General features: G+C 58.4%; 26 protein-coding genes and 1 pseudogene. 12 read left to right on the forward strand and 15 right to left on the reverse strand.

The window, feature by feature from the left end; all coding sequences use genetic code 11:
* Positions 1-172 precede the first annotated feature (172 nt).
* A complete protein-coding gene (locus WFM49_RS09725) occupies positions 173-1,366 on the forward strand; it encodes a multidrug effflux MFS transporter (protein ID WP_336972971.1) in 1,194 nt (397 codons plus the stop codon).
* A 6-nt stretch (positions 1,367-1,372) separates the two neighbouring features.
* Here the strand turns inward: WFM49_RS09725 and WFM49_RS09730 are convergent, their stop codons facing one another.
* Positions 1,373-1,942, reverse strand: a complete 570-nt coding sequence (locus WFM49_RS09730) for a DMT family transporter (RefSeq protein ID WP_336972972.1) — start codon at positions 1,940-1,942, stop codon at positions 1,373-1,375.
* Positions 1,943-2,031: 89 nt separating this feature from the next.
* On the opposite strand from WFM49_RS09730, the gene WFM49_RS09735 reads away from it, so the two are divergent.
* A complete protein-coding gene (locus WFM49_RS09735; protein WP_009462789.1) occupies positions 2,032-2,928 on the forward strand; it encodes a LysR family transcriptional regulator in 897 nt (298 codons plus the stop codon).
* Between the two features lie 169 nt (positions 2,929-3,097).
* The gene (locus WFM49_RS09740) at positions 3,098-4,072 is read left to right on the forward strand and encodes a FecR family protein (protein ID WP_336972973.1); all 975 of its coding nucleotides are present in this window, start codon (positions 3,098-3,100) and stop codon (positions 4,070-4,072) included.
* Between the two features lie 35 nt (positions 4,073-4,107).
* Here WFM49_RS09740 and WFM49_RS09745 read toward each other — a convergent pair whose 3' ends face one another.
* From WFM49_RS09745 to WFM49_RS09755, 3 genes are all read right to left on the reverse strand, one after another.
* Entirely contained in the window at positions 4,108-5,667 is a 1,560-nt protein-coding gene (locus WFM49_RS09745; RefSeq protein WP_021447067.1) for a TerC family protein, read from the reverse strand.
* A 76-nt stretch (positions 5,668-5,743) separates the two neighbouring features.
* Positions 5,744-6,094 (reverse strand): hypothetical protein, encoded by a 351-nt coding sequence (locus tag WFM49_RS09750; protein WP_022983384.1) that lies wholly within the window; start codon positions 6,092-6,094, stop codon positions 5,744-5,746.
* Positions 6,095-6,239: 145 nt separating this feature from the next.
* On the reverse strand, positions 6,240-7,103 hold the full coding sequence (locus WFM49_RS09755; RefSeq protein ID WP_336972974.1) for a pirin family protein: 864 nt from the start codon (positions 7,101-7,103) through the stop codon (positions 6,240-6,242).
* A 190-nt stretch (positions 7,104-7,293) separates the two neighbouring features.
* On the opposite strand from WFM49_RS09755, the gene WFM49_RS09760 reads away from it, so the two are divergent.
* From WFM49_RS09760 to WFM49_RS09775, 4 genes are read left to right on the forward strand one after another with little or no spacing between them, the layout of a single operon-like run.
* The gene (locus WFM49_RS09760; RefSeq protein ID WP_083054332.1) at positions 7,294-8,031 is read left to right on the forward strand and encodes a sterol desaturase family protein; all 738 of its coding nucleotides are present in this window, start codon (positions 7,294-7,296) and stop codon (positions 8,029-8,031) included.
* A complete protein-coding gene (locus WFM49_RS09765; RefSeq protein WP_336972975.1) occupies positions 8,028-8,942 on the forward strand; it encodes a fatty acid desaturase in 915 nt (304 codons plus the stop codon). The genes WFM49_RS09760 and WFM49_RS09765 overlap by 4 nt, the downstream gene beginning before the upstream one ends.
* Positions 8,943-8,956: 14 nt before the next feature.
* Complete coding sequence (locus tag WFM49_RS09770) at positions 8,957-10,867, forward strand: beta-ketoacyl-ACP synthase III (RefSeq protein ID WP_250756614.1); 1,911 nt, start codon at positions 8,957-8,959, stop codon at positions 10,865-10,867.
* A gap of 3 nt (positions 10,868-10,870) precedes the next feature.
* Positions 10,871-11,803: a DUF6999 family protein gene (locus WFM49_RS09775; RefSeq protein ID WP_254500031.1), complete on the forward strand. Its 933-nt coding sequence runs from the start codon at positions 10,871-10,873 to the stop codon at positions 11,801-11,803.
* Between the two features lie 84 nt (positions 11,804-11,887).
* On the opposite strand, the pseudogene WFM49_RS09780 reads toward WFM49_RS09775, so the two are convergent.
* Positions 11,888-12,732: pseudogene (locus tag WFM49_RS09780) on the reverse strand (branched-chain amino acid aminotransferase).
* Positions 12,733-12,840: 108 nt separating this feature from the next.
* On the opposite strand from WFM49_RS09780, the gene WFM49_RS09785 reads away from it, so the two are divergent.
* A complete protein-coding gene (locus tag WFM49_RS09785; RefSeq protein ID WP_060186133.1) occupies positions 12,841-13,761 on the forward strand; it encodes a LysR family transcriptional regulator in 921 nt (306 codons plus the stop codon).
* A gap of 86 nt (positions 13,762-13,847) precedes the next feature.
* Here the strand turns inward: WFM49_RS09785 and WFM49_RS09790 are convergent, their stop codons facing one another.
* A complete protein-coding gene (locus tag WFM49_RS09790) occupies positions 13,848-14,339 on the reverse strand; it encodes a GNAT family N-acetyltransferase (RefSeq protein WP_009462765.1) in 492 nt (163 codons plus the stop codon).
* A 40-nt stretch (positions 14,340-14,379) separates the two neighbouring features.
* Positions 14,380-15,483: a DUF418 domain-containing protein gene (locus WFM49_RS09795; protein WP_009462763.1), complete on the reverse strand. Its 1,104-nt coding sequence runs from the start codon at positions 15,481-15,483 to the stop codon at positions 14,380-14,382.
* A gap of 78 nt (positions 15,484-15,561) precedes the next feature.
* Here WFM49_RS09795 and WFM49_RS09800 point away from each other — a divergent pair, with 78 nt between their 5' ends.
* The 4 genes from WFM49_RS09800 (at position 15,562) to WFM49_RS09815 (ending at position 18,184) form a co-directional block, all read left to right on the forward strand.
* Positions 15,562-16,149, forward strand: coding sequence for a TetR/AcrR family transcriptional regulator (locus tag WFM49_RS09800; RefSeq protein WP_009462761.1), 588 nt, complete (start codon positions 15,562-15,564; stop codon positions 16,147-16,149).
* Positions 16,150-16,183: 34 nt separating this feature from the next.
* Entirely contained in the window at positions 16,184-16,801 is a 618-nt protein-coding gene (locus WFM49_RS09805; protein WP_324577276.1) for a GrpB family protein, read from the forward strand.
* Positions 16,802-16,901: 100 nt separating this feature from the next.
* Positions 16,902-17,336, forward strand: coding sequence for an acetyltransferase (locus WFM49_RS09810; RefSeq protein ID WP_336972981.1), 435 nt, complete (start codon positions 16,902-16,904; stop codon positions 17,334-17,336).
* Between the two features lie 77 nt (positions 17,337-17,413).
* Positions 17,414-18,184: an APH(3')-II family aminoglycoside O-phosphotransferase gene (locus WFM49_RS09815; RefSeq protein WP_336972982.1), complete on the forward strand. Its 771-nt coding sequence runs from the start codon at positions 17,414-17,416 to the stop codon at positions 18,182-18,184.
* 273 nt (positions 18,185-18,457) lie between these two features.
* Here the strand turns inward: WFM49_RS09815 and WFM49_RS09820 are convergent, their stop codons facing one another.
* From WFM49_RS09820 to WFM49_RS09855, 8 genes are all read right to left on the reverse strand, one after another.
* The gene (locus tag WFM49_RS09820) at positions 18,458-19,228 is read right to left on the reverse strand and encodes a 2-keto-4-pentenoate hydratase (RefSeq protein WP_336972983.1); all 771 of its coding nucleotides are present in this window, start codon (positions 19,226-19,228) and stop codon (positions 18,458-18,460) included.
* A 6-nt stretch (positions 19,229-19,234) separates the two neighbouring features.
* A complete protein-coding gene (locus tag WFM49_RS09825) occupies positions 19,235-19,900 on the reverse strand; it encodes an aspartate/glutamate racemase family protein (protein ID WP_115635294.1) in 666 nt (221 codons plus the stop codon).
* Positions 19,901-19,907: 7 nt separating this feature from the next.
* On the reverse strand, positions 19,908-20,546 hold the full coding sequence (locus WFM49_RS09830) for a flavin reductase family protein (protein ID WP_060186140.1): 639 nt from the start codon (positions 20,544-20,546) through the stop codon (positions 19,908-19,910).
* A gap of 1 nt (position 20,547) precedes the next feature.
* Complete coding sequence (locus WFM49_RS09835) at positions 20,548-21,810, reverse strand: Zn-dependent hydrolase (RefSeq protein WP_336972986.1); 1,263 nt, start codon at positions 21,808-21,810, stop codon at positions 20,548-20,550.
* A complete protein-coding gene (locus WFM49_RS09840) occupies positions 21,807-23,174 on the reverse strand; it encodes a dihydroorotase (protein ID WP_009462747.1) in 1,368 nt (455 codons plus the stop codon). The genes WFM49_RS09835 and WFM49_RS09840 overlap by 4 nt, the downstream gene beginning before the upstream one ends.
* Before the next feature lie 122 nt (positions 23,175-23,296).
* Positions 23,297-24,805, reverse strand: a complete 1,509-nt coding sequence (locus tag WFM49_RS09845) for an amidohydrolase family protein (protein WP_336972987.1) — start codon at positions 24,803-24,805, stop codon at positions 23,297-23,299.
* Positions 24,806-24,807: 2 nt separating this feature from the next.
* On the reverse strand, positions 24,808-25,626 hold the full coding sequence (locus WFM49_RS09850; protein WP_336972988.1) for an ABC transporter permease: 819 nt from the start codon (positions 25,624-25,626) through the stop codon (positions 24,808-24,810).
* Entirely contained in the window at positions 25,626-26,387 is a 762-nt protein-coding gene (locus WFM49_RS09855; RefSeq protein ID WP_009462739.1) for an ABC transporter ATP-binding protein, read from the reverse strand. Before WFM49_RS09855 ends, WFM49_RS09850 begins: the two co-directional genes overlap by 1 nt.
* Positions 26,388-26,394: the final 7 nt, after the last annotated feature.

Below are 26,394 nucleotides of genomic sequence, written 5' to 3' on the forward strand. Positions count from 1 at the left end.
TCAGACAAGTGGCTACCGGGCCAGCTAGCATGAAAGCGGCTTGGCTCGATCCGCTTTATATCGTTTGATACACTGTGCACCGTGCGGATGTGTCCGTACGGTCCGGTTAAGGGGTACCATGCCCCTATCCCTGCGCTGATTCTGGCGCCCTCCCTGTTTTCCAAAGCTATCTATGAATTACCGCAAGCTGACCTTGGTGTTGGCGGCGTTGGCGATGCTGGGGCCTTTTGCTACCGATGCCTATCTGCCGTCATTTCACCGTATCGGTGTTGAATTTTCCGTTGACCAGTCAATGGTTCAGCAGACCTTAAGTCTGTATCTGTTTGGTTTTGCCTTCATGAGCCTGTTCTGGGGCATGTTGTCCGACAGCTTCGGGCGGCGTCCCGTGATTCTGGCCTCCCTGATCCTGTTTCTGATCGGGTCCGTGGGCTCGGCGCTGGCCCCCAGCTTTTCCTGGCTGTTGTTCTTCCGTTTGATCCAGGGCTGTTCGGCAGGTGCCGGACGTGTCGTCGGTCAGGCCCTGGCGCGCGACTGTGTACAAGGGGTGCAAGCTCAGCGCTTGTTTGCCCACATCACGATGGTCTTCAGTCTGGCCCCGGCGCTTGCACCGGTCATGGGCGGCTATTTAAGTAGTTATTCGGGCTGGCGCTCGGTGTTCTGGATGCTGACGGTGCTCAGTATTGCCCTGATTGCGCTGTGCTGGCGGCAACTGCCTGAAACCTTGCCCCTGGCCTCGCGCCAGCCCTTGAAGCTGTGGGTGATTCTGGCCAATTACGCACGGGCCTTGAGCAATGGCCGCTTCGTGCTGGCGATCTCCGCCATTGCCTGTGCGTTTGGCGGCTTTGCCTTGTACATTTCGTCGGCGGCCAGCTTTGTGATTGGTGTGCTGGGCCTGACAGAAACCGCCTTTGCCTGGCTGTTCCTGCCCTTTATTGGCGGTATGTTGGGTGGCTCTATTCTGAATGCCCGCTTTGCCGAGAAATTGGCCCCGGCACGCATGATTCGTCTGGGCCTGTCCCTTATGCTGGCTGGCGCGGCGTTCAACACCGTGTACAACCTCCTGTTCCAGGCAGAAGTGCCGTGGGCCGTGATGCCTATTTTTGTGTACGCCTTTGGCATGTCCATGGCCTTGCCGGGCATGACGGTGGTGACCTTGGGCACCTTCCCCACCATGCGCGGCCTGGCTTCCTCGGTACAAAGTGCCTGGCAAATGCTTTTGTTCGCCACCGTTTCCGGTGTGGTGGCTCCGCTGCTGTTCGATAGCGGCTTGTTGTTGGCCTTGGGCATGTTGTCGGCGGCTGCCTTGTCGGCCGGGTTCTGGTGGTGCAGCCAGTTCCGTTCCAAATCGACCGAGGCGTCCGCTTAAGCGACATCAAGATCGGGTGCTGTTGTCAGCGCCAGCGCGTTGAGTCAGACTTGGATTGTTTTCCTGAGCGCCACTGTGATCTGCAGTGGCGCTTTTGCTTTCAGCCGCCGCAGCTACGGAAGGCGTAAACCATTGCACCAGGCCCATACCAGCCAAAATCAGCAGCACGCCTAGAATGCGTCCCATATGTACCGGGCGTGGTGTCAGACCCATCAAACCGTAGTGGTCGATCAGCATGGAGCTGAGCATTTGCCCGGCCACCACACAGACAATAAAGCTGGCGGCGCCCATGCGTGGCGTCAGAATCAGGGCGGCGCTGATGTAAATGACCCCGCCAACGCCACCCGTCCATACCCACCAGGGGGCATGCGCCAGTTGCGCGGTCAGGGGAGCGGGGGCGCGCATCAGCCAGATTGTGGGCAGCACCAGAGCCGCACTGATACAGAGCGACACCAGTGTGGCCCAGAGCGGATGCCCCAGGACCTTACCCAGAACGGCATTGCTGGCAGCTTGAAACGGCACGGCCGAACCGGCAAAGACAGCCACCAACATACTGAACAAAGCGGTACCGGGCATGAGCGTATCTCCATAAGAATCAAAGCTCTATCTTGCACTATTCGCGATTCTTATTGAAATTAATAGTGTGCACAGTCATTATTCGTTCTATGGATGAGCTGCGCCGTATAGACCTGAATTTGATGCTGAGCCTGCATGCCTTGTTGACCGAGCAGCATGTGACGCGGGCTGCCCAGCGTCTGCACAAAAGCCAGCCTGCCGTCAGTCATGCCTTGGCTCATTTGCGCCAGGTGTTCAACGATCCTTTGTTGATACGCCGCGGTTCCCGCTTGGAGCTGACCGCGCTGGCCTTGCAGTTGCAGCGTCCTCTGGAGCAGGCTTTGCAGCAGCTCAATGGCCTGCTGGATGCGGGTGGCTTTGATCCAGCCAGTGAACAACGTGAATTTCGCTTGGCCATGTCGGATTACGGCGCGCAAATTGTCTTGCCACCGTTGATGCGCCGCCTGCGTCGTGACGCACCGGGTATTCGGCTGGCGGTCAGCCAGGCCAGCCGGGAAGCCATGCAGGGTCAGCTTCGGGATGGCGAGATTGATCTGGCCTTGAGCGTGTTCTCGGAAATTCCGGCCGGCTTGCAGGCGCAGACCTTGTTTGAGGAACACCTGATCTGCATTGCGGATCGGGCCAGTCTGAGCGGCGGGCAAGCCCCTGCTTTGGAAGAGTGGTTGCAGCGCCCGCATGTGTTGCTGGCCATGCGTCCGGGAGGGGAAAGTGAGGTCGACAACGTCCTGAATCGGCTCGGTCTTAAACGGCAGATTGCCTTGTCCTTGCCGCATTGGAGTGCGGCTGCCCAAGTCCTGGCGGGCACGGACCTGATTTTGACGGTGTCCAGCCGCAGTGCCGAGCACTTGCGCGAACAGGCTGAACTGGTGTTTTTCCAGCCTCCTCTGCCCATTCCCTCGGTCTTGTTTCAGCAAGTCTGGCATAGCCGTCGCCACGCGGACCCGGCTCATGTCTGGCTGCGCCAGCAGTTGATGCAGTGCTGTTAAAGCCCGTCTTTACTCTTTATGACGGGCTATGGCTTGACGATAGGGCCTGCAGTTTCCGACAATTTATGTTTACTTTTGAATTCTCGTTTTTATCCGTTTAAACGGCTGGATAAAACGTTTTGGATTGCGTTTGTCAGTCCCTGTGTAGTGCTTTTTGAATTGATTGTTGATGAACCCTGCTAATGCCTTGAATCTGGATGAAGACACCTTGCACAAGGAGGCACGAGCCTGGGTCAGCCGCCTGAAAACGTCCTCGCTGACCTCTCGTCAGGCTCGGGAGCTGCGCCGCTGGTGTGGGCGCAGTCCTTCTCATGCATCCGCTTTTGCGCACGCGCGCGAAATGTGGGATGCCATGCCCCAAGATCGTGAAGATTGGCTGCGCGAAGCCAAGTTGATGAAAAAACGTGGCCACCAGCCTTTGCGTCGCGCCTTGCTGGGCGGTTTGCTGCTGGGTGGTGGCCTGTATCTGGTCGCCAAGCCTCCTATGCAGTTGTGGCCTTCCTTGGCTGATTTGCGTGCTGACTATCGCACGGGTGCGGGCGAGCAGCGGCGCGTGCAGTTGCTGGACCATGTCTGGCTGGATATGAATACGCGCAGTCGCCTGAACGTCGGTGACGACCCGCATCTGGGTCGAATTGTGGCTTTGCTGGATGGGGAAGTGGAAGTGCGACAGTCCGAGCGCTCGGCCTCGGTGTGTACGGTGTTTGCGGGTGCGGGCTCCATTCAGACCTTTAATGGCCGTACCAATATCCGCTATCTGGATGGCAAAACCGAAGTCACCTGTTTGTCCGGCAGTGCGCAGGTGGATTTTGGTGGACAGGGATATCGGCTGGCTGCCGGTGAGCAACTTGTTTACGGTCGCCATGCGATCAGCTCGGTGCAGACAGTTGCGGCGGAGGACTTCCCGTCCTGGCGTCAGGGCCGTCTGACTTTTCATGAGCAGCCTTTGTCGCAGGTGCTGGCCGAGCTGAACCGCTATTGGTCAGGACATCTGATTTTGCGAGACGCCACGTTAGGCCCTGTCTTGGTCAGCTTTGCCGTCAGTCTGGATAATCTGCCTGAGGCGCTGGACATTTTGCAGCAGTTATATGGCGTGGCGGTGACGCGCTTGCCTGGCGGAATCGCTTTTTTAAGCCGAGCCTGATTGAAAAAGGCCCGCTGTGAAGCGGGCCTTTTCTTTTACTCTTGTGTCTGCTCGGGTTCCTGCAAGCGGCTGACGTGTACCGTTGCAATACGACGTTGGCTGACTTCGGTAATCTCGAAGCGCAGGCCGTCTGCCTCAACGACCGTCCCTACCGTGGGCAGGGAGTCCAGACGCTCCAGCAAAAAGCCGGCCACGGAATTGAAGCTGCTGTCTTTCAAAAGCAGGTCGTCCGCTTCCACGGCTTGGGCCAGCAAGAGCAGGTCTATGCTGCCATCCACTTGCCACAGATTGGGGCCAATCTGCTGAATGGCGGGTTGTTCGTCCTCGTCGGGGAACTCGCCGGCAATGGCCTCCAGAATGTCGATGGGGGTCAGCAGGCCTTCAATCGCGCCGTACTCGTCCGTTACCAGCACGAACTGGCCATTGGACTGCTTCAACATGGCAATCGCACTGAGTACATCGGTGTGTTCGTGCACGATGATGGGCTCACGCAGATCCGGCCACAGTTTGACCTGCGGGTAGTCGTCCAGATCGGCCAGCAAATCCTTGGCGCGAGCCACACCCACCACCTGGTCCAGATCGCCCTGACACACCGGCAAGAAGCTGTGCGGGGTAGAGCGCAGTTGCTGGCGCAAGGTGTCGGCGGAGTCCTCGATATTGAGCCAGGTAATTTCCTGACGAGGCGTCATCAAGGAGCGAATCGGGCGTTCGGCCAGGCTGAGCACACCGCTGACCATATTGCGTTCTTCGGTGCGGAATGCCTGTTCGTCCAGTTCCAGCTGACCCTCGTTGCCGTTGTCGTCCTTGTCTTCATTCTTGCGGTTGCTCAGCATGCGCAGTACGGCTTCCGCAGTACGGTCACGCAAAGGACGGCGTGACTGCGAGCGCTGCAGGCTGCGGCGGGCAATCTGGTTGAAGAACTCGATGAGGATGGAGAAACCAATGGCCGCGTACAGATAGCCCTTGGGGATCTTGAAGCCCAGGCCTTCGGCGGTCAGCGTCAGACCGATCATCAGCAAGAAGCTCAAGCACAGCACCACCACGGTGGGGTGGTTGTTCACGAAGGTGGTCAGTGGCTTGGAGGCCCAGATCATCAGCGCAATCGAGATAATGACGGCTGCCATCATGACGGGCAGTTGATCCACCATCCCCACGGCAGTAATCACCGCGTCCAGCGAGAACACGGCATCCAGCACCACAATTTGGGCTACCACGACACCAAAGCTGGCATAGGCCTTGTTGGTGCTGGAGTGATGATCGCCACCTTCCAGACGTTCATGCAGTTCGCTGGTGGCCTTGAACAGCAGGAACAGACCGCCCAGCAGCAGGATCAGGTCGCGCCCGGAGAAGCTGAGCGGGCCAATGGAGAACAGTGGCGTGGTCAGGGTGACCAGCCAGGAGACGATAGTAAGCAGACCCAGGCGCATGATCAGCGCCAGCGACAGGCCGATCAGGCGAGCACGGTCGCGCTGATGCGGGGGCAGTTTATCGGCCAGAATCGCGATAAAGATCAGGTTGTCGATGCCGAGAACAATCTCCAGCACCACCAGAGTTAATAAGCCGACCCAGATGCTGGGATCGAGTAGCCATTCCATGATGTTGTCCTGTTAGACAGATAAATAAGTGCAAAAAAGCAAAGAAGCAGGGCGCCGCGCCGCGGCGCGTCAGGCGTCAGACGCGGGGCGGGCGGTGCTCCGGGGCAAATTCGCAGCAAATTGCTGGCAGGCAATAGGTCGGACAAGCCGATGGCCAGGCATGCAGCCAAAAAGACTGAACCGGGCAGGGCAAGGGGGTATCCGCGTGATCGGCGTACTGTTGCATGGGCGTGTGCGCCAAAATGGCGCTGAGCTGATGCAAAGGATGATCGGCGGATGAGACACGGCGTTCCGCAGACTCGGCTGCATCGGATTCGTGTTGAGCGAATAAAGCCGATTGACCACCTTGCACGGTTGCGTGGTAGTGGGAGCTGTAAGCCTGCAGGGGAAGAATAAGAAGCAAGACGACGACGAACCAGCGTCTCATAGTGTCTAAGGGAAGTCGATGACGGTTCAGTATATCGTATGCGGGCTGGCTCAATGCAAGTGTGCTGTGATGATGGATGGTCAGGTCGGGGTGGCAGGGGCCGCCATCGGGGTGCGTGGCAGCTTGGAAATAGGAGAGGGAAAGCTCAGCCCAGGCAGCCAAACCGGCCCTGATCAAAGTCGGCAATTGCCTGGGTAATTTCCTGTTGTGTATTCATCACAAAAGAGCCGTAGGTCAAAACGGGCTCGTCAATGGGCTCGCCGCCCAGCAACAGTAGCTGGGTGTCGCTTTGGGCGTTCAGCCGGATAGTCTGGCCTTCCAGGCTTAGCAACACGACCTGAGCGGGGCGCACTCGCGTTTGCTGGTTCACTTGTACTTCGCCGCTTCGCACCAGCAAGCTGGTGTTCCAGCCCTCGGGCACCTGAAAACAGGCTTGATGCCCGGCCTTGATCTGTATGTCCCACAACAGGAGCGGGCTGTGATGCCGGGCCGCGCCGGGCTGGTCCCGGTATTGCCCGGCAATCACTCGTATCTGTCCGGCCTGATCGGGCAGGGCCAGAACGGGAATGTCTGTGCTGGGCAGAGACTGCTGGCTGGGTGGCAGAGTTTTCGCACAAGCAGGCAGGTTGATCCATAGCTGCACCATTTCCCAAGTACCACCCTGACGGGCGAACGGCTCGGAGTGGCTGGCCTGATACAGCAGGCCGGAGGCCGCACTTAGCCATTGCACATCGCCCGGACCCAGAATGCCGCTATGACCGCTGGAGTCGCGATGCTCCAGCTCGCCCTGATACACCAGCGTGACGGTTTCAAAGCCGCGCTGCGGGGAGCTATGTACCTTGTGGCGACGGCTACGGGCCGGGTAGGGGGTGGGAGCGGCATAATTCAAGCGCAGAAAGGGGCTGTGCCGGTCCGCGTGGTCCTGATGGCTGAACAAGGTACGCGCCGCCAGGCCATCGTCACCCGCCAAAGAGGGGCATGGACTGAGGATGCTGACGACCTTTTTCATGGCATGGATTCCGATTGAAAGCGCATGCCTTCAAGGATAGGGGCGAAACCCCGCTATGATTAGCCCCCGCTATTGCAAAACTGTATTGCTTGGGCGGGCTGGACGAATGTGAGCAATTAGTAACCAAATTAACAAACGTAATCTTCCTGACCGCGCTAGCATTAGCGCACTTTGTTACGTAGAGAGTGGAATGGGGCAGGCTTTTCAGGCCTTGAGCGTCTGGCAGGTAATGGGCGTGGGCTTATTGTTCTTCGGCGGCATTTACGTGCTGTTTGCACTAGGCACCTTGGCGCTGACACATTGGCTTTTACCTGCCTTGGGTTGGGGACGCCCCCTGGACACGCGCCCTTTGCGTCCTGGCCAACTGCGCCGGGAACTGAAGCAATCCGGTACGGCTATTCTGATTTTTGGCACCGGCATGATTTTTCCCTGGGGTTTTTTGCAGCTAGGCTGGGCGCATTTGACGCCTAATGCCAGCGCGACCCGTATTGTTCTGGAAATTCTGGCTCTGGTGATCTGGAACGACGTGCATTTCTGGATCAATCACCGTCTCTTGCATACCCGCTGGTTGCGCCGTTATCACGGCCCGCACCATTCTTCCGTTGTGGTGACGCCGTTCTCCACCTACAGTTTCCACCCGCTGGAGTCGATCATGCTGGGCAATGTGATTTTGCTGCCCATGGTCGTGCATGACTTCAGTTTCTGGTCGCTTTTGTCCGTGCCCTTGTTCAGCCTGTTTTTCAACAGTATCGGCCACTCCAATTACGACTTTTTCCCCCATGTCTCCAGCCGCCATTGGCTGGCGGCCAGCCGTCGTCACCAACGCCATCACGCGCAGTACAACGGCAATTACGGTTTTCAATTCAGCTTTATGGATCGCCTGTTTGGCACCCGCTTGCCCGATCGCCCCGAGGAGGCGCGGGGATGAGCGCTGCGTGGCGTTTGCGTCAGCCGCGCGATTGGCAAAGCCTGCTGTACCTGATTGCCTATCCTGTGCTGGTGGTCGCGCTTTGGCGGGGCGGCTTCTCCTGGATTCTGTACGGCTTGCTGCTGTTCCTGACGCTGGGCGTTGGCGTCATCAACCACAACCATCATCATCTGCGCATGTGGCGGGGGCGTATCCCCAATCGCTTGACGGATTTCTGGCTGACCTTGGTACAGGGCCATCCCGCTTGCGTGTTCTGGCCTGCACATGGGCGCAATCACCATCGCTACAAACATGGTGAAAAAGATGTGGCCCGCACCTACCGCTTCTGGCGGGGCGACACCAACGACACGCTGGGCTGGCTGATGCACCCTTTTGAGGCCGTGCCTGCGCTGTACCCCACGATTTTTGGCTGGCTGGGTAGCCTGCGCCGTCATTGGCCGGGCGTCTGGGCCTATTGCATGGCGCAGTACGGCGTGTGGCTGGGAAGCTGGGCGCTGGCCCTGGCGCTGGACCCGGTAAAAGGCTTTTTGTACGTGATCCTGCCGCAGCTGCACGGTTTGCACTGGCTGCTGACCACGAATTATCTGCAACATGCCCATGCTGATGGCAGTCATGAGGGCCGTCATGGCGAGCAGCTAGCCTATGCCCGCAATTTCGAGGGCCTGGTCAATTCCTTGCTCTTTAATATCGGCCTGCATGTGGCCCACCATGAGCATTCTCGTGCGCACTGGTCCGAGCTGACCCGGCTGCACGACACCGAATACCGAGCCCGCACCCCGGACGCCTTGAACGAAGGGGGGCTGGTGCCTTATATGCTGCGTGTTTTTGTGCTGGGCCTGTTCATGCCCCGCTACCGCAGTCAATCCTTGAACGCCGTGGGCCAGACGGAGCGTCGGCGTGATTCCGTGTAATCAGGAGTATTTCTATGCCCGTGGCCTTTGAGCACGTTGTTATCCATCAGGCCCAGTGGTTTATGCCCGGAGAGCCGGTCGATAACACCGCAATGGATAACTTTATTGCCCCCTTGAATCGTATTTCGGGGCGCATCAAGCAGCGCATTCTGGCCGAGAACGGTATTCAGCAGCGCTACTACGCCATTGGTGAGGATGGCAGCACGCGCTGGAGCAATACGGCCATGGCCGCCAATGCCGTGCGTGCGTGCCTGGAGCAGGCGGGTTTGAGCATGGCGGACGTGAGCTTGCTGGCCAGCGGCTCCTCGGGCGGGGATTTGTTGATGCCCGGCTTTGCCAATGCCATTCAAGGTGAGTTGGCCGCTCCTCCACTGGAGGTGCATTCGGTCCACGGAATTTGCGCCGCTGGCGTGACCGCCTTGCAGGCCGTTGCCCAGGGGATCGAGCTGGGGGCGCACCGTCACGGCATGGCCGTGGCCAGTGAAATGCCATCGCGCTTGTTCCGCCGATCGCGCTTTGCCTCGCAAGGCTATCAGGCAGACTTTGACTCACACTTCCTGCGCTGGATGTTGTCCGATGGTGCGGGCGCGGCCTTGTTAAGTCATCAAGATCAGGTTCTGCCCACAACGCAGCCCGGCGTCCGCCTGCGCCTGCGCTGGATTCATCAAAAGTCCTTCTCGGGTGATTACCCGGTTTGCATGCAGCTGGGAGCAACGCGTGATTCCACTCGCAGCCATCTGGATTACGACTCCTGGGCCGAGGCCGAGCAAGACGGTGCCTTATCCCTGCGCCAGGACATTCGCCTGCTGCCGCACTTGTTCGACATCGGTATTCACGAATACGTAAAACTGGTGCGTGATGGCTGGGTAGACCCCGAGCGCATCAGCCACTTTCTGTGCCATTACTCCTCCGAAAAATTCATCCCCGTGGTGGCAGATTTGCTGGAACAGGCTGGCCTGGGCATTCCTGCCGAGCGCTGGTACAGCAATCTGCGCTGGCGCGGCAATACGGGCGCAGCGTCCATTCTGATCATGCTGGCCGAGTTCATGCGCGACCGGACCTTGACGCCCGGCGAGCAAATCCTGTGCTACGTGCCCGAGTCAGGCCGCTTCATGACGGCCTACATGCTGCTGGAAGTAGAAGCCTGCGATGCACCAGCCCCGGCTGTGTCTTACCCGTCTGCCAAACAGTCGGCTCCGGCCTCGGTGGATCAGGTGGATATTGCCCCTCCGCATGACCCGGCCACAGCCCCGCAAGGTTTGCGCGATCTGCTGACGCAATTGGCGCCCATCTGGCACGACTATCGCTCCCAAGTGTGGCGTACGCCCTTGCTGCGCAGCCTGCACGACGGTTCGATCCGCATGCAGGATTATCAAAAGTGGATGGCAGACTGGATTCCCCAGGTACGTGAAGGCGCCAAGTGGATGCGCGAAGCGTGCGATTCCCTGTCGCCCACCTATGCTCCGTTAGCCGAGCTGATTCGCTTGCACGCCGGCGAAGAACAGGACGACTTCAAGATTCTGTTCGAGGACTATCAGCATGCCGGTGGCACCGCGACCGAGATCGAGCAGCTGAGCCGTAATCCCGGCGGTCAGGCGCTGAACGCTTACTTGCATGCCCTGGCGGCCAGCCAGGACCCGATTGGTTTGCTGGGTGCGATTTACATTATTGAGGGCACCGGCCAGCGCATTGTTCCTGCCTTGTTACCGCTACTGAAATCCTCGCTGTCGCTCGAACCGAATATGTACCGTTTCCTGCACTACCATGGCATGAACGACGAGCATCACCTGGCCCGCTGGCTGGTGGCCGTTGAACTGGCTCTGGATTGTGATGAAACAGGCCGCGCCGAGCAGATTATTATTGAAACCGCGCGTCGTACCGCCGCCCTGTACCTGATGCAGTTCCAATACGCGAAAGAGTTTTAAGTCATGGATCAAATCCCGGATTTTTTAAGCAAGCCGCACGACCCGCAGGACCCCAATCCTTGGCGGGCCTTGTATCTGGATCGCAGCACGCCCCTGCCGGATGAAGTGAAGCAGGCTTGGCTGGCCGACTCCAGTTCGTCGTCACGCCAGTATCTGCTGCCATTCCTGCGGCCATTGGCGCGCCTGATGATTATCGTGATTCAGGTCGTTAAAACCTTTTTGCCGCGTAAATGGTCGCATTCGGGGCTGTTGCATCGCATTCTGGTCTGGGGCTTGAAGCGCTTTGTCTCGCCACAGGCCAACTGGTTGATTCTGCGTCACTTCCATTTGGGATCACAGGTGCTGGCCTTTATCGCGGCCAATTCGCCCACCCAGGTGCCGACTACGCCGCTCACCCCCATGAACATCGACGAATTGCGCGATCACACCTTTGTGAAGCACGATTTGAATCTGTTCAATTTCGTGATCCGGCTCAATCAGACCTTGCGGGACAATAATCAGGAAATCGGCCCGCCGGAACGCGTGGATTTCTCCATGATCCAGCCCGTGCCTTTGGCGCTGGACGATATGCCGCAAGGCCCGCTGAACAAGATGGATCTGCAAAGTGCCATCGAACTGTTCACACCCCTGTACCAGTTGCTGCTGACTGATAACGACTTCTGGCGTGCGGCCAATTCCCTGCAGCTGGACGAGACTATCGGGATTTACGCGGCCAAGATTTTGCAGGCACCCGAGCATTTGATTCTGGTGAACAATGGTCACCCCTTGGTGCCCATGTCGACCTTGCGAGCAGGCTACCGCTTGGTGCTGCACGGTCTGTCTACAGAGATGCTGCATAGCTTGCTCAATCAGATGAAGCAGGCGCAAGCGCAGGCAGAGGGGGCTCAAACACCGGATTTGGGGCAGGGCGATAGTTCGATTTCTGCCGAGATGTAAAAACAAAAACGGCTCAATAATGAGCCGTTTTTCTATTGGGCACATGGCCCATTTCCAACCATGCTGTTGGCTACTTTCTGAGACTTAGTTGCGCTTGGTATAGGCCATGTACAGCTCGTGAGCACGGGTTTCAATCGGGCCGTGGGCGTAGTGGCGATCGTCAATGCGATTGCAGTGCAGGACCTTGCCGTTATTGCCGGTGCTAAATACTTCATCGGCATCCAGTACGTCTTGTGGTGTCAGGCTGGCTTCACGTACTTCAATTCCGTCGTCGCGCAGCAGCTGCATGACACGCTGGCGGGTAATGCCGTTCAGGAAGGTGCCGTTCAGCGCCGGGGTCAGGGCGACGCCGTCACGCACAATCCACAGGTTGGCAACAGCAAACTCGGCCACTTTGCCCTTGGAGTCCAGCACGATGGCGTTGTCAAAACCGCGTGCGCTGGCATCACGCAAAATACGCTGGGTGTTGTGGGATACAGGCAGGAGGCTTTGGCATCGGTAGGAGCCATGGACGGATCAGGGCGCAGGAATTCGCTGAAGGTCGCGCTAAAGCCGCTGTCAGCAGGCAGTGGGGATTCAAAAATATGAATGGCCAGTTGGGTGGTGGCCGGGTCGGGCAACAAGAAGCCGCCGGGTGCGAAATACAGTAGCTTGATGTAGTAGTCCGTAGTGTGAGGCAGCTTTTTCAGGCCCTCGCGCACCAGGTCCACGGTTTGCTGCGGCGTCATCACCGGCTCCATGCCCAGGGTGAGGGCAGAACGGTTCAAGCGCTCGCAGTGCAGGTCCAGATCCGGAGTATGGCCTTGAATAGAACGGGCACCGTCAAAGACCGTGGTGGCCATCCAGAACGCATGGTCGGTCGCGCCAATCAAAGGTGCGCTGGTGCTATTCCATTGACCGTTGGACCACGTGATTTCATTTTTACTCATGGGGCTTTCCTCCTGGTTTTGTTGGGACGTAGTGGCAATTTATCTTGTCGTTGTACTATTTCCAACACACATAATAGAGAGCAAAAAACGACTTGAGGTGGTGTCAGCGTGCTATCTGATATTTACAAAACATATAACTGGACGCTGGCCGAGCTGCATGCTTTCTGCCTGATCTGTGAATGTCAGAACCTGAGTCAGGCCGCGCTGCGTATCGGGATCAGCCAGTCGGCTATTTCCCTGATGGTGCAACGTTGGCGACAGGCGCTGGGTGATCCTTTGTTTGTACGGGCGCGCTATGGTGTGGCACCCACGCAGATCGCCATTGCACTGCGCGAAAAACTGCAACCGTTGCTGGAAGAAGTGGGCATTGCCTTGACGCAAACCCAAGGCTTCAATCCTGCTCAGTCTACGCGTGTTTTCAAGGTCCATATGACGGATATCGGCCAACTGGTTTTTTTGCCGGGGCTGAACAATTTTGTCGCCAAACACGCGCCAGGTATTCGCCTGGTCATCAAGAATCTGGGCTGGGAATCGCTGGAAAGCGGTTTGAGTTCGGGCGAGATTGATCTGGCGATTGGCTCTTTGCCCATGATTAAAGGGCGAGTGCATTCGCGCGTGTTCCGCCACGAGCGTTATGTGACAGCCATGCGCAAAGGCCATCCCCTGGCCAGAAATGAGCTGGATCTGGAAGCCTTTGTGGCGGCTGATCATCTGGCCATTGATGCCACCAGCAGCGGGCATTCTCTGGTGGAAAACGCCCTGCGCTCCCTGGATATGCGGCGCAATATCAGCCTGACGATTCCCCACTATCTGGCTGCGGAGCAGATTCTGGTTAACAGTAATTATTTGCTGACCGTGCCCAATGTGGCCGTCCTGTCTTTCCAGGACCCTGCCGCCTTGTGCATTGTGCCTACGCCGCTGGCTCTGCCCAGCTTTGATGTGCGCGTACATTGGCATGAGCGCAGTCGACAGGACGAAGGCGTGCGCTGGTTGCGCACGGCCATTTCGGATTTGTTCGGGCAGCGCTAAGCCTATCTGGTGATTAGGATGCGGTTTGCACAAGGGCTGCACACGGTTTGCGAAGGCCGTCGTTCAGCACCTTGCCCATTTGGCTATCAAGCAAATTTCAGCACGGCTTCCAGCTCGTGCTCCCCATAGGTGCCGCCTGTCAGCTCAAAACCCAGTTTCGAGTAGAACGCTTCCGGGCTGCCTTCACCTCGGCTATAGCCTAGCCTAATTTCCTTGTAGCCCTGGTACTTCAGATCATGGATCAGCAGTGCAATTGCTTTGCACCCGAAACCCAGGTTTTGGAAGGGGGCTGCAATCATGAAACGCCATAAAAAGGCACCAGGATACAGAATGCCTTCGTCGTGGTCGGCACCGATATGCAGCATGATAAAGCCCACCAGGGTGTCATCGGCGTAGATGGCACGGAACCAGGCATTCTCGGAAAAGTGCGCCTCTGCAATGGAGGTGCCATTGTCGGCAATCATGCTGCGCTGTGCGGGAGACAGGGTCTCGCTTAGCTCACATACCTCGTAGACGGTTTGCGAGTTGATGCGACGAAAAGAGACGGTGGCGTCTTTGGAAACGGTTTGTTCACTCATATGAATTCAAGGTTTCATGTTCAGCTAAAAGGCGCTCGGTTCAGGCGTGTTTGGACCCGTAGGTGATGCGTCGTAGAACCGCCTCCAGTGGGCCACGTCCCCAGCGCTGGGCGATCAGGCCTGTCAGGCTCATGGCCAGCAAAGCCAGGCCAATGGAGATCAATAGCAGTGCTGCATTGCCAAAGGAGTCAAACAGATCCAGGCCATAGCTGCTGAAAATCAGACCAGCCAGAATGCCTTGGCTGACATAGGCGCTCAGTGAATTGCGGCCCGCCTCAATCAGTACATTGGGCAAGCTGAGCCATTGTCCGCAACGCAGCAGCAGGTACAGATACACCGTGGCTAGCAAGGGCGCGCCGATGGCGATGCTGAACAGACCCGTCAGCCCCATCAGGTTCTCTTCGTTGGTCACGGAGGCGCTAAAGAAGTTGATCGCCAAAGCCAGTGGCAGGAGCCAGGGCAGGGCGCGCCCCAGCTTTTGTTGTCCGGCGCTATGGGCTTCAAAGAAGTTGCTCTTGGCCGCGGCCAAGCCCATCAGCATGGCTCCAAAGGCCAGTGGACCCTGGTACAGAAACAGGAAAACAAAGGACTCCGGCCATTCGCTGATGCGTGCCAGCGTTGCCTCGGAGAAGGCACCGCCCAAGGAGTACACCGGGGCCATGTCTTCGCTACCGGCCAGCAGATAAGCGATCAGTGCCAGGCTGACAATTTCTACCAGCACCATCAACAACGCCACCTTGATCAAGCCGCGCGGGGAGAGCTTGCGTAGCGGCCAGATCAGCACACCCAGCACCGAGTAAAGCAGCAGGATATCGCCGGTAAAAACCAGCGTCGCGTGCAAGCAACCCAGCACGGCCAGGCCGAACATGCGGCGGAAGTAGCGGCTGCTGAGGGGGACGCCAGCACGTTCGGCAGAGCGTGCCTGGATTTCTATACCCCAGCCAAAAATCAGCGAGAACAGCAGGAAGAATTTGCCCTGAAACAGAAATTCGATCAGGAAGGCAGCCATGTGGTCATAGGAGGAGGATGTGGCTGTCGGGCCACTGTCGCTCAGTGCCAGATAGGGCAGGTTCACCACACAAATACCGATCAGGGCAGCGGTGCGAATCAGGTCGATGGAGGAGTTTCGAGAAGCCGTAGACATAGATGTTTATTGATTGAGCGCTTGTTCAATGCCATAATATTGAGCGCTTGCTCAATGTGTCAATAGGGAGGGAAGGTGATGAGTGAAAAAGAAGACAGTGCCACACGAATTCGACAGGCCGCGGTTGAGGTCCTGATGGAAGTTGGTGTTCGTGCCGCCACCACTCGCATGGTGACCGAACGGGCTGGTGTGGGCCGTGGACTGTTGAACCATTACTTTCGCTGGTCCGAATTGCGGGCCGAGGCTTGGGGCGAGATCTTCGATCAGCTCATGGAATGGGAGGCTGCGCAATCTGCAGACCCTCGGGTTCTGATGGAGGATTACCTGAAGACGGCCTTTGAAGAGCGCAATCGCATCTATTGGTTTTTGTGGATTGATGCCACTGATCTGGCCAAAACCGATGCAGCCCTGGCCGTGGTGACCACCCGCGTGCATAAAAGAATGCTGGAACAACTGGCCTCTTACCTGAGTCGGGGCACGGAGCAAGGTTTTTGGCAGGTACCCGATGCCCAGGGCACGGCACTGCGCTTATCTGCGATGTATGACGGCTTGGCCAATATGCTGTTGACCGATTTTACGGATCTGAGCCCTGCCCAGGCCGAACAGCATTTGCGACATTTATTTTTTCTGGAAACCCGGCCGATTCTGTCCGGCTCACAAGGCTGAGGGTGCAAGGTCTGTCGTATCAAGGAGAAGTTGTTTGAATAATCAGAACAAAAATGTGCCTGTACGGGCACTGGATAGAATCACCACCTTCGAGGATGGCGACCCCAATGAGAACCCCTGGGTGGCAGGCGAGCCTAAAGCAGAGCTGATCGAGGTTCAGGACTACGACGCGAACTGGCCGGTGCTGTATCAGCGCTTGAGTCAGGAAATTCAGGCGGCCCTGGGCAATAAGGCCCTGACTATTGCGCATGTGGGCTCGACCGCGGTGCTCGGCCTGCCTGCCAAGCCTGTGATTGATATTGATGTGCTGGTGGCCGACCCGGAGCAGGAAGAGGACTATGTTCCTGCGTTGAACGCCTTGGGTTATGAGTTGAGCATACGTGAGCGCTCCTGGTATCAGCACCGCATGCTGCGTCAGGAAGAGCCGCGTGTGAATCTGCATGTGTTCGGCCCGGATTGCCCTGAACATATTCGCCATATCCTGTTTCGGGACTGGCTGGGTACGCATCCCGAGGATTTGCAGCGCTATGCTCAGGCCAAAATGCAGGCTAAAGAAGGGGCTGGCAGTGTGCGGGATTACAACCAGCGAAAGCAGGCAGTAGTGCGGAATATTTATCAAAAGATTTTTGCATCGCAGGGACTGTTGTCTTGAGCCTGGCCGGTGTTCTTGTCCCGGCTGCAGCCTTGACGTACCTACCGCTGACATCAGTGTCCTGCTTGCCAGCTAACACTTTACACACAGGATGCGCCCCATGAGGATTCGTCATTCGCGCCCGGAGGACGGGCAACGTGCGGTTGAAATCTGGCGCAAGGCCGTGGATGCCACGCACGATTTTTTATCCGTGCAGGATCGTCAGGAAATTGATGTCATGGTCTGCGGTTTTCTGCCCCAGGCCAGTTTATGGTTGGCGGTGGATGAGACGGATTACCCGCTGGCTTTCATGCTGCTTGAGCAGGGCCATATGCAGGCCTTGTTTGTGGACCCGGACAGCCGTGGAACGGGCGTAGGCAAGGCTTTGGTGCTGCATGGCTTGAGCCTGCATCCCAGCATGACTACCGATGTGAATGAACAGAATGAGCAAGCGGTGGGCTTTTACGAAAAAATGGGCTTCAAGCGTATTGGACGCTCTCCCGTGGATGATCAGGGCAAGCAATACCCGCTGATTCACCTGCAGTATCAGGTCTGATGGGCATCACGGTTTGATTCGTTTGGCTTGATCCCTCCCTCCGTTTTTATCGACTGTTTTCAGCAAGGTTTTTAAGTATGAGTTTTCCTCTTGCCTGGCAAACCCGACTGGCTGCCGCCAAGGTACAACGTCAAACCATTGGGGAGTCCGGGGCTGATGTCTGGCGTCTGGACTGGCCGGATGGCTCCTGCCAGTTTGTGAAGGCAGAAGACGATCTGCCTTTGGCCGAGCTGCCCGACGAAATTGAGCGCTTGCGCTGGATGCATACGCAAGGTCTGCCTTGCCCAGAGGTGCTGGATACCTTGTTGGCGCAGGGCCGCCATTGGCTGCTGATGAGTGCTGTTCCTGGGCGCGATCTGGCCTGCACTGAAGGCCTGTCTCCCCAGCAAACCGTGGAGTTACTGGCTTCGTCCTTGCAAGGCCTGCACCGCTTGCCACTTGAAGCCTGCCCCTTCGATCATCGCCTGGAGCATCGGTTGGCCGATGCAAGTGCCAGGGCGGAAGCGGGCCTGATTGATGAAGAAGATTTTGACGATGAGCGTCAGGGCATGCCGGTTCAAAGCCTGCTGGACGAGCTATATGCCAGCCGCCCAGGACAAGAAGATCTGGTGGTCACCCATGGCGATGCCTGCTTGCCCAACTTCATGGTGCATCAAGGGCAGTTCAGCGGTTTTATCGACTGCGGACGTTTGGGCGTGGCGGATCGTTATCAGGATCTGGCGCTGACGGCGCGCAGCATAGAGCGCAATTTGGGCAAGGAGTGGCTAGCGCCTTTCTTTGCTTTGTATGGCGTGGAAATGGATGCCGAGCGCATCGCTTTCTTCTGCCTGTTGGATGAGTTTTTTTAAACCCGACTAGTCTTTGTCTCCCAAGGTCAGCCACTATTGGCAAATCGGCTTTGCACGCGGCATTCCCTAGAGCAGCAGTGCAGAGCTTGTGCAGCCTAGTGACGAGAGACTGGATGGGGGCGAAGCAGGTATGGTTTTGCAGCGTCCCGGCCAGCGTCGCTCGCGGTGCTGCTCTGGAACGGTATGGTTATTGGGATGTGATTTTTGCCGCCTGCCTGATGAGAAGCTCTGTCGGGAAAAACCAGCGCCGTTTCGGACGCTGGCGATGTGATCTTAGGCGCAGATAAAATTCAGCTCGCCGATCCCTTGAATGGCCGCCTGAATTCGGTCGCCGGGGGCGGCATACAGCATGGGTAAACAGGTGCCCGTAATGATGACCTGCCCTTTTTGCAGCCCGCCAAGGTGGTGGCTGCCTTGATTAGCCAGCCAGATGAGCAGTCGCGTCAGCTCACCCGCCGGATTCTGGTTCGGCCCTTGCAGCAAGGGTTGCTGCCCCACTTGCAGGCGTGCCCATTCAGGTTGTAGCAGTGCCATATCCTGCGCGGCGACGCCTTGCGGCTGATAGACCAGCGCACCGTGGCTAGCCAGATCGGCCAGGGTGGATAGACGGCCTACGGAGTCACGCTGCGCAAAGCGGGATTCCACAATTTCGATGGCTACACAGATCTGGCTGACCGCCTGCCAGATTTGTTCCATGGAATACGGTGCCTGGCCGGGCGGTAAGTCCTGACCCAGAACCAGGCCGATTTCCACTTCTATGCCGCGCAAGGACAGCTCCTTGCTGGATGGTACATCCGGGCTGGCGTAACGAGAACGCCGGGGCAGGGGGGCGCAGGTGGGCGGGGCCACGCTATTGGCCGCGCCGACTTTCCAGCCTCCTATGGGGCCCAGGGTTTTCATTTGCACGGCCTGGACGCGATAGGCCTGATCAAAAGACACAGGTCGCAGCGCGTCGGGCCAGTCTTTGATGGGACGGTGTTCTTGGCGGGCCTGGAGCAGACGTTGTGCCGTCGCCAGGCAGTCGGTTTGCAGTGTGGTGCTCATCAAGGCTTACCAGCCTAATAAGCAACGGCCCAAGGCTACCGCAACGGTGGCCTGCGTGGGCTCCACGACGGCAATGCCCAAAGCCTGTTCCAGCGCCTCGCGCTGATTGGCCATGCCAGCGCAACCCAGCACCACCACATCAGAACCGTGCTCATCGCGCAGGCGCTGGCCGACTTCTGTCAGACGTTGCAGGGCTTTTTTCTCGTCAGCCAGCTCCGACACGCCCATATTGATAGCCAGGTCGGCGGCCAGGCGATCAGTCACCCCCATTGCACCAAAGTAGCGCAGGTGACGCGGGATAGAGGCCTGCAAAATGGACAGCACCCCAAAACGCTGGCCCAGTGACAAGGCAGTCAGCACGCCGGTTTCGGCAATGCCCAATACAGGCACATCCACTGCTTCGCGCAAGGTGTACAGGCCGGGGTCGCTAAAGCAGGCCACCACATAAGCAGCGGCGTCTTCCTTGACGCTCAGGGCCTGGGCGCGCAAGTGAGGGATCAGGGTGTCAATATCGGTCTGGCTTTGTACACCCGCCGGGCCTTGGGGCAGGCGCAGGCAGGAGATGGCCGGGCCATCGGCCAGACGCAGAGGCTGGACAGCACGGTCCAGGCCATCCGTTACGATCTGGCTGGAATTGGGGTTCAGAACGTAGATATGAGGGCGACGGTTCATGATGTTTTTATGTTTGGGTGGGCGGTAGCCCGTTTTGGTGGCTTAGTTTTTCTGACTGAAAGCGGCCTTGCAGTCCGACATACCAGTCAGAACCATGCATGCGTCCGATTGGGTCGTAAGCATCGATATCAATGCGCCCTTCAGGTGTCAGGATGGCGTCGTCGCAGTGCAAATGCAGGATTTCGCCAATGACGATATGGCGTAGCGGGCCCAGGTCCAGCGCGGTGTGCAAGCGGCATTCAAACTGCACTGGGCATTGGGCGATACGGGGCGGCTGCACTTGCACGCTGGGGGCCAGATCCAGGCCCGCCTGCAGGTGCTCGGCCTGACCGGTCGGGTAAGCAATGCCGCAGATGTTCATGGCGCGTGCCATCTTGGCGCTGATCAGGTTCACCACAAACTGGCCGGTGGCCAGGATATTGCGGGTGGTGTCTTTCAGGCCATCGGCAGAGTGCGCATCGTTTTCCAGGCCCAGTGCCAGTACGGCAGGCTCCGAGCCCATCACATTGAAAAAACTGAACGGGGCCGTGTTCACGCGCCCCTGCTGGTCACAGGTCGTGACCAGGGCAATGGGGCGCGGCAACACGGTGTTGACCAACAAGCGGTAGCGTTCGCGTTCGCCAAGCTGATCACAGGACCAGTCCATGTCAGCTCTCCAGGCTCTGGTCCAACATGACAACGGTCTGATACAGAACCCGCGTACCGTCCAGAAGCTGCTCGGACGTAATGGATTCTTCAGGGCAATGGCTGCGACCATTCAGGCAGGGAATGAAGATCATGCCCATGGGGCCGCTGGGTGCCATGTAAACCGCATCATGACCGGCGCCGCTAGGCATGACCATGCTCGGGTATCCCAAAGCGCTGGCAGCCTGCTCGATGATGCTCATCACCTCGGGCGTGCAATCTGTGGGCTTGGCCAGGCTGACTTGCGCCGCGTCCAGACCCAGGCCCATGGCCTCGATTTCCGTGCGCAACTGGGCCAGCAGTTCCTCAGTGAAGTTCTGCATCAGCTCCTGACGGTCGCTGCGTACTTCCACCATCATTTCTACGCGTCCGGGAACGGCATTGGAGGCGTTGGGTGTCAGGTTCAGGTTGCCAATGGTGGCGACCAGATAGTCTGGTCCCCCCAGAGCCCGGCGGGCCTTGCGGTCCACTTCACTGATGATCAGGCTGGCACCGACCAGGGCATCACGACGTATGTCCATGGGGGTGGTGCCTGCATGGTCCGGGCGACCTGTGATGATGATGCGGTGGCGGCAAATACCCACGATATTGCTGACCACGCCGATAGGCAGATTGCGCGATTCCAGTACCGGGCCTTGTTCGATATGCAACTCGACAAAGGCGGCGGTATCACCGGGCGCACGACGGGCCTGGGCCAGTTCCTCGGGGCGGCCACCGACGCGGGCAATGCCTTGCGCCAGCGTTTCGCCCTGCGGATTGCGTTCGGCCAGCATGGCGTCGGACAAGACCCCGCCCATGGCGCGGCTGCCTACGCAGGACACGCCATAGTCGCTAGGCTCCTCAGAAAGAAAATCCACCACTTCAAAAGGGTGGTCCAGCTGGATGTTCTGCTCGTTCAGGCAGCGGGCCACTTCCAGCCCGGCCAGCACGCCGATGATGCCGTCGTAGCGTCCGCCATACATCACGGTGTCGCAGTGCGAGCCAGTCGTAATCGGTGCCAGTCCGGGCTTGCGCCCTTCGCGCCGACCAATCAGATTGCCCGCGGCATCCATGCGTACGGTCAGGCCCGCTTCCTCGAACTGCTTCAGCAACCACTGACGCGATTGCAGAAACAGATCGGAGAAGGCGCGGCGGGTCCAGGGCTGGTCGGGTAGCGTGAACGCGGCCAGCTCCTGGGTGCTGCGCCACAGGCGCTCCTGATTCAACAAGGGCATGGCCAGGCTCATGACAATTCGCCTGCCTTGTGCGGACGGATGAACTGACCGTCGCCCGCAGCGTTACGCACGGTTTTGCCGTCCCAGGCCAGTTGGCCGCGCACATAGGTGGCTTCCACACGCACTTGGAACTCGCGGTCCTCGAAGGAGCTCCAGGTGACGGCGGACAGGCTGGTGGACGGGTCAAAACGGTAGGTTTCGGGTTTGACGATCACGATATCGGCGTCTGCGCCCACATTCAGCGAACCCTTGCGGTGTTCCAGCAGGAAGTGTTGGGCAGGGCCCCAGCACAATTGCTTGACGACCATAGTGGGGGAAATGCCGTGTTCGGCGCAGCCTGTCCAGAAGGCGGGCAGCAGGGTTTCCAGACCAGGACCACCAGAGGAGTTCTGGAACACATTGTCAAACTGCTTGCGCTCCAGGCCCCAGCTGACGTGGTCGGAGGACACGAAGGTACATTCGTCGTTGGCAATGTGGGTCCAGAGCAGATCCATTTCCGCCTTGGGGCGAATGGGTGGGTAATGCTTGGTCTTGGCACCGAAGCGGCGGGTGTGTTCTTCGTGGTTCAGCATCAGGTACTGCACGCAGGTTTCAATTGAGGCCTTGTGGCCTGCCTGACGGTACATATTGCAGATTTCAAATCCGCGCGACAGAGATACGTGCACGGCGTGGGCGCGGGCACCGGTCTGGGCACCGATTTCATAAATGGCACTGGTGGCCAGGTTTTCGATCAGAGGGGTGTGAGCGCGCAAGAAGGCGTCCCAACCCGTATCACCGGCTTCGACCATGCGCTTGATGTTCTTGCGCGTCAGTTCCTGGTCCTGATTGTGGACACCGCAAGCCAGACCGGAGGGGGCGATCAGGCGGAAGGCTTCCATCAGAATGTCTTCTTCCACGCGCGGGAAACGGTTGGGGCTGGCTTCAAAGGTAGAGAATTTGAAACCGCAAACGCCGCCTTCAATCAGGCCAGCGGCTGCTTCCAGACCATGCTGGTCGTTCAGGGTGCCGTAGCAGGCCACGTCCACGTGGCAATCGCTTTCAATGCGGGCAATCTTGTCTTCCAGCTGCGGGCGGGAGGCAACGGGTTCGGGATCGTCGTACGGCATTTCCACCATGGTGGTCACGCCACCGGCGGCCGCCGCACGCGAGGCCCAACCCAGACCTTCCTGATTGGCCTGGCTACCAGAGTGCACCTGACCGTCCAGCACGCCGGGCATGACCCACATGCCACGCGCATCCACATGTTCACGGGCCGAAGGAGCCGCGCCAACACCGCGGGCTGCTACTCGGCCTTCGCGCACGGCCACCCAGCCGTCAGTGATGATGCGGTCGCGTTCAACAATATTTCCTCGTACTACCAGATCAAAGTCGCTCATTATCTTCCTCCTTGGATAGCTCGGGCCCGCGCATCTCGCTTGCCCGCAATCGTGTTCGTTTCCATGATTGAAGCAAATCCAGTCATGAATGTCGTATGCCTATTTATCGGTAAAACATAACGTCATGTTAAGTCTTGCTTGGAGTGCGCCCAGCGCTGCACGTGATAGCGGTCGTGGCCCAGGCACAGGCAGAACGAACCTACGGCTTTGGCCAGTTTTTCCGTGATGTGGCGCTTGTCGTAGGTATTGCGTGTGATGCGTTCCTGGGCCTGCTCCACTTGTTGGCGCAGGCGAGGCATATTCACCTGTGTTAACTGTCGATTGCGCACGGCAAACTGGCCGTCGACCATGACATGGCGCAGCGCCAGCCCGTCTTCCAGATGCACCAGCTGATTGACTGTGTTGTTATGCGGAATCCAGTTGATATGGGCCAGATCCAGAAACACGATGTCGGCCTTTCGACCTGGTTCCAGACGTCCCAACTGCTCGCCCATGCCCAGGCAGCGGGCGCTGCCTTCGGTGGCGGCGTACAGCGCTTGTTCGGTTGTGACCCAGCGTTCTGTATCCGGGCCGCGCACCTTGGACGAGAAGGAGGCCAGACGCATGGCCTCGTACATATTCTGGTTATCGCCACTATTGGAGCCGTCCGTGCCCAGGCCCACGGTAATGCCGCGTTCCAGCATGGAGTTCACATCGGCAATCCCATTACCTAAACGCATATTGCTGCCGGGGTTGTGGGCCACCATGGCACCGCGTTCGGCCAGAATGTCCAGGTCGCGCTCGTCCAGCCAGATGGCGTGTGCCAGGGTAAAACGGGGCGAGATCAGGCCCAGCTTGTCCAGATGCTGAACAATGGTGGTGCCATAGCGTTTCATGCCGGTCAGGGCTTGCACATAGGACTCGCCAACGTGGCTGTGCAGGCCGATGTTGCGCTCCGCGCTGATTTCACCGCAGGTTTGCAGGAACTCGTCCGAGCACAGCATGGGAATGGTCGGGGCCAAGGCCACGCGAATGCGGTCGGGGTTGCGCTGCTGATCCAGAAAGTCCGTCAGGCCCGAGAGCGTAGCCCGGAACGACTGGGGGGCCAGTTGGGCCACAAACCGTTGCAGCTCTTCCGGCAGGGCTTCGATCAGGCCGGGGACGGACTGGTAAAAGGACAGGTCCGCCATCATGGGCGCTACCGTGGCCCGCATACCGGCATCCACATAGGCCTGAGTAACCGCATTCATGCCTTCCGCTGTGGGTACCGGGACTTCGGAGTACAGGTCGTAGCTGGCGGTACAGCCTTTGAGCAGCATTTCTGCCGCGTTCAACTGAGTGCTCAGGTATTTGTCTTCCAGATGGCGGTCGCCATTGATCCAGGGGCCGGCTGTCAATAGCAGTTCCAGCGACCAGCGATCCCCCATGGCCTTGGCATAGGTGCCGTGGCCGTGGGTGTGGGCGTTGATCAGGCCGGGGTGCAGCAATTGGTCATCCGCTTGCACCACCGTGGCTTCAGACGGCGCGGGCAGGCCGGGCGGACCCATGGCTTCGATCTCGCCATTCTTGATCAGAATGTCCAGAGGTTCGGCCTTGGCTTGGGCGTGGGCCAGCACCAGGCCCCCACGGATGACGGTATAACTTGATGTCATGATCAGCTCCGATTGTCCTTGATTGCCCAAGGGAACAGGAGGCGTTCGGCGGCAGAAATCACCTGGAAGAACACAATGCCCAGCACGGACAAGATCGCCATGGCGCCAAAGGCAACCGGTGTCTTGAAGAAGGCTGTAGAGGTGGTGATCAAGTAGCCCAGACCTTGGTCAGCGGCTACAAATTCACCGACTACAGCACCCACCACGGACAAGGTGATGGCCACTTTCAGGCCCGAGAAAATAAAGGGCACGGCAAAGGGCAGGCGAATGCGGAAAAACTCTTGCAAGCGGGTGGCGCGGCAGGCACGGACCAGCTCGATCAGCTCGGGCGGGGCCGCCAGCAGGCCGGAGGTCATGGAGATCACCAGCGGGAAGAAGGCCACCAGAAAAGTCACCACGACGCGTGGCAGCTCAGTGGGTCCAAAGATAATGACCAGAATCGGAGCCAGGGCCACCTTGGGGATGGACTGGGTCAGGATCAGCAGCGGGTAGATGGCCTGCTCGAAAAAGCGCGAGTAGGTAATCAGCACGGCCAGCGGAAAGCTGATCACAATCGACAGCAAAAAGCCCAGCATGATGGTGCGCGTGGACACCAGCGTGTGCATCAGCATGGCCTCTTTCATTTGCATGGAATCGGCCCAGATGCGCGAGGGGGCAGGCACCAGGTATTCAGGGATATCAAACAGGCGGCTGGCCAGCTCCCACAGGATGACCACGGCAATCAGGGTGATGGCCGGGACGGTAATTTCATTGAAATCGCGCAGGCGCAGTCGTCGCTTGCGCACGGGCGCGGCGCCCAGGGTTTGAGTTTGCTCGCTCATCAAGCCACCTCGTGTTGGAAAATGAGTTCACGGACGGCAGCGGCACAGCGCGTAAATTCGGGCGTGCCCACCAGAGAAAAGTCGCGTTCGCGGGGCAGGTTTACATCCAGAATTTCGGTAATCTGGCCGGGGCGCGGCGACATCACCACAATGCGGTGACCCAGCATGACGGCTTCGGAAATCGAGTGCGTCACAAACACAATGGTTTTGGGGTCTTCGTACCAAAGCCGCAGCAGTTCCAGCGTCATGGTTTCGCGGGTCAGCGCGTCCAGGGCGCCGAACGGCTCATCCATCAGCACCACTTTGGGGTTGTGAACCAGTGCGCGGCAAATGGCTACGCGTTGCTGCATGCCGCCCGACAATTGCTTGGGGTGGTGGTGCAGAAAATTGCCCAGCCCGGCGGTAGTGAGCAGACGCGTGGCGCGACTGCGGGCCTGATCGTCCAGACGACCCATGATGCTCGATGGCAAGAGGGTGTTGTCCAGAATATTGGCCCACGGCACCAGCGTCGGGGCCTGGAACACGATGCCGGTGTCCTGGCGGGGGTGGGCAACGATTTCATCATCAATGCTGACGGTGCCGGTGGTGGGCATCAGCAAGCCGGCGATCAGGCGTAGCAGCGTGGATTTCCCACAGCCCGAAGCGCCGACAATGGCAATGATTTCGTTGTCCTGGATGTCCAGATTGATTTGTTTCAGTGCCTGAGTCTCTCGCTCGGTATTACGACCGTAGATCAGGTTGACGTCTTGAATGCGTATCACAATGCGC

It is taken from the genome of Alcaligenes sp. PF14 (assembly GCF_037150615.1).
GTDB classification, from domain to species: Bacteria; Pseudomonadota; Gammaproteobacteria; order Burkholderiales; family Burkholderiaceae_B; genus Alcaligenes; species Alcaligenes phenolicus.

Coding starts and splice junctions, on each gene's coding strand:
- WFM49_RS09725 (WP_336972971.1), top strand. CDS start 173: ATGAATTACCGCAAGCTGACCTTGGTGTTGGCGGCGTTGGCGATGCTG.
- WFM49_RS09730 (WP_336972972.1), bottom strand. CDS start 1,942: ATGCCCGGTACCGCTTTGTTCAGTATGTTGGTGGCTGTCTTTGCCGGT.
- WFM49_RS09735 (WP_009462789.1), top strand. CDS start 2,032: ATGGATGAGCTGCGCCGTATAGACCTGAATTTGATGCTGAGCCTGCAT.
- WFM49_RS09740 (WP_336972973.1), top strand. CDS start 3,098: ATGAACCCTGCTAATGCCTTGAATCTGGATGAAGACACCTTGCACAAG.
- WFM49_RS09745 (WP_021447067.1), bottom strand. CDS start 5,667: ATGGAATGGCTACTCGATCCCAGCATCTGGGTCGGCTTATTAACTCTG.
- WFM49_RS09750 (WP_022983384.1), bottom strand. CDS start 6,094: ATGAGACGCTGGTTCGTCGTCGTCTTGCTTCTTATTCTTCCCCTGCAG.
- WFM49_RS09755 (WP_336972974.1), bottom strand. CDS start 7,103: ATGAAAAAGGTCGTCAGCATCCTCAGTCCATGCCCCTCTTTGGCGGGT.
- WFM49_RS09760 (WP_083054332.1), top strand. CDS start 7,294: ATGGGGCAGGCTTTTCAGGCCTTGAGCGTCTGGCAGGTAATGGGCGTG.
- WFM49_RS09765 (WP_336972975.1), top strand. CDS start 8,028: ATGAGCGCTGCGTGGCGTTTGCGTCAGCCGCGCGATTGGCAAAGCCTG.
- WFM49_RS09770 (WP_250756614.1), top strand. CDS start 8,957: ATGCCCGTGGCCTTTGAGCACGTTGTTATCCATCAGGCCCAGTGGTTT.
- WFM49_RS09775 (WP_254500031.1), top strand. CDS start 10,871: ATGGATCAAATCCCGGATTTTTTAAGCAAGCCGCACGACCCGCAGGAC.
- WFM49_RS09790 (WP_009462765.1), bottom strand. CDS start 14,339: ATGAGTGAACAAACCGTTTCCAAAGACGCCACCGTCTCTTTTCGTCGC.
- WFM49_RS09795 (WP_009462763.1), bottom strand. CDS start 15,483: ATGTCTACGGCTTCTCGAAACTCCTCCATCGACCTGATTCGCACCGCT.
- WFM49_RS09800 (WP_009462761.1), top strand. CDS start 15,562: ATGAGTGAAAAAGAAGACAGTGCCACACGAATTCGACAGGCCGCGGTT.
- WFM49_RS09810 (WP_336972981.1), top strand. CDS start 16,902: ATGAGGATTCGTCATTCGCGCCCGGAGGACGGGCAACGTGCGGTTGAA.
- WFM49_RS09815 (WP_336972982.1), top strand. CDS start 17,414: ATGAGTTTTCCTCTTGCCTGGCAAACCCGACTGGCTGCCGCCAAGGTA.
- WFM49_RS09820 (WP_336972983.1), bottom strand. CDS start 19,228: ATGAGCACCACACTGCAAACCGACTGCCTGGCGACGGCACAACGTCTG.
- WFM49_RS09825 (WP_115635294.1), bottom strand. CDS start 19,900: ATGAACCGTCGCCCTCATATCTACGTTCTGAACCCCAATTCCAGCCAG.
- WFM49_RS09830 (WP_060186140.1), bottom strand. CDS start 20,546: ATGGACTGGTCCTGTGATCAGCTTGGCGAACGCGAACGCTACCGCTTG.
- WFM49_RS09835 (WP_336972986.1), bottom strand. CDS start 21,810: ATGAGCCTGGCCATGCCCTTGTTGAATCAGGAGCGCCTGTGGCGCAGC.
- WFM49_RS09840 (WP_009462747.1), bottom strand. CDS start 23,174: ATGAGCGACTTTGATCTGGTAGTACGAGGAAATATTGTTGAACGCGAC.
- WFM49_RS09845 (WP_336972987.1), bottom strand. CDS start 24,805: ATGACATCAAGTTATACCGTCATCCGTGGGGGCCTGGTGCTGGCCCAC.
- WFM49_RS09850 (WP_336972988.1), bottom strand. CDS start 25,626: ATGAGCGAGCAAACTCAAACCCTGGGCGCCGCGCCCGTGCGCAAGCGA.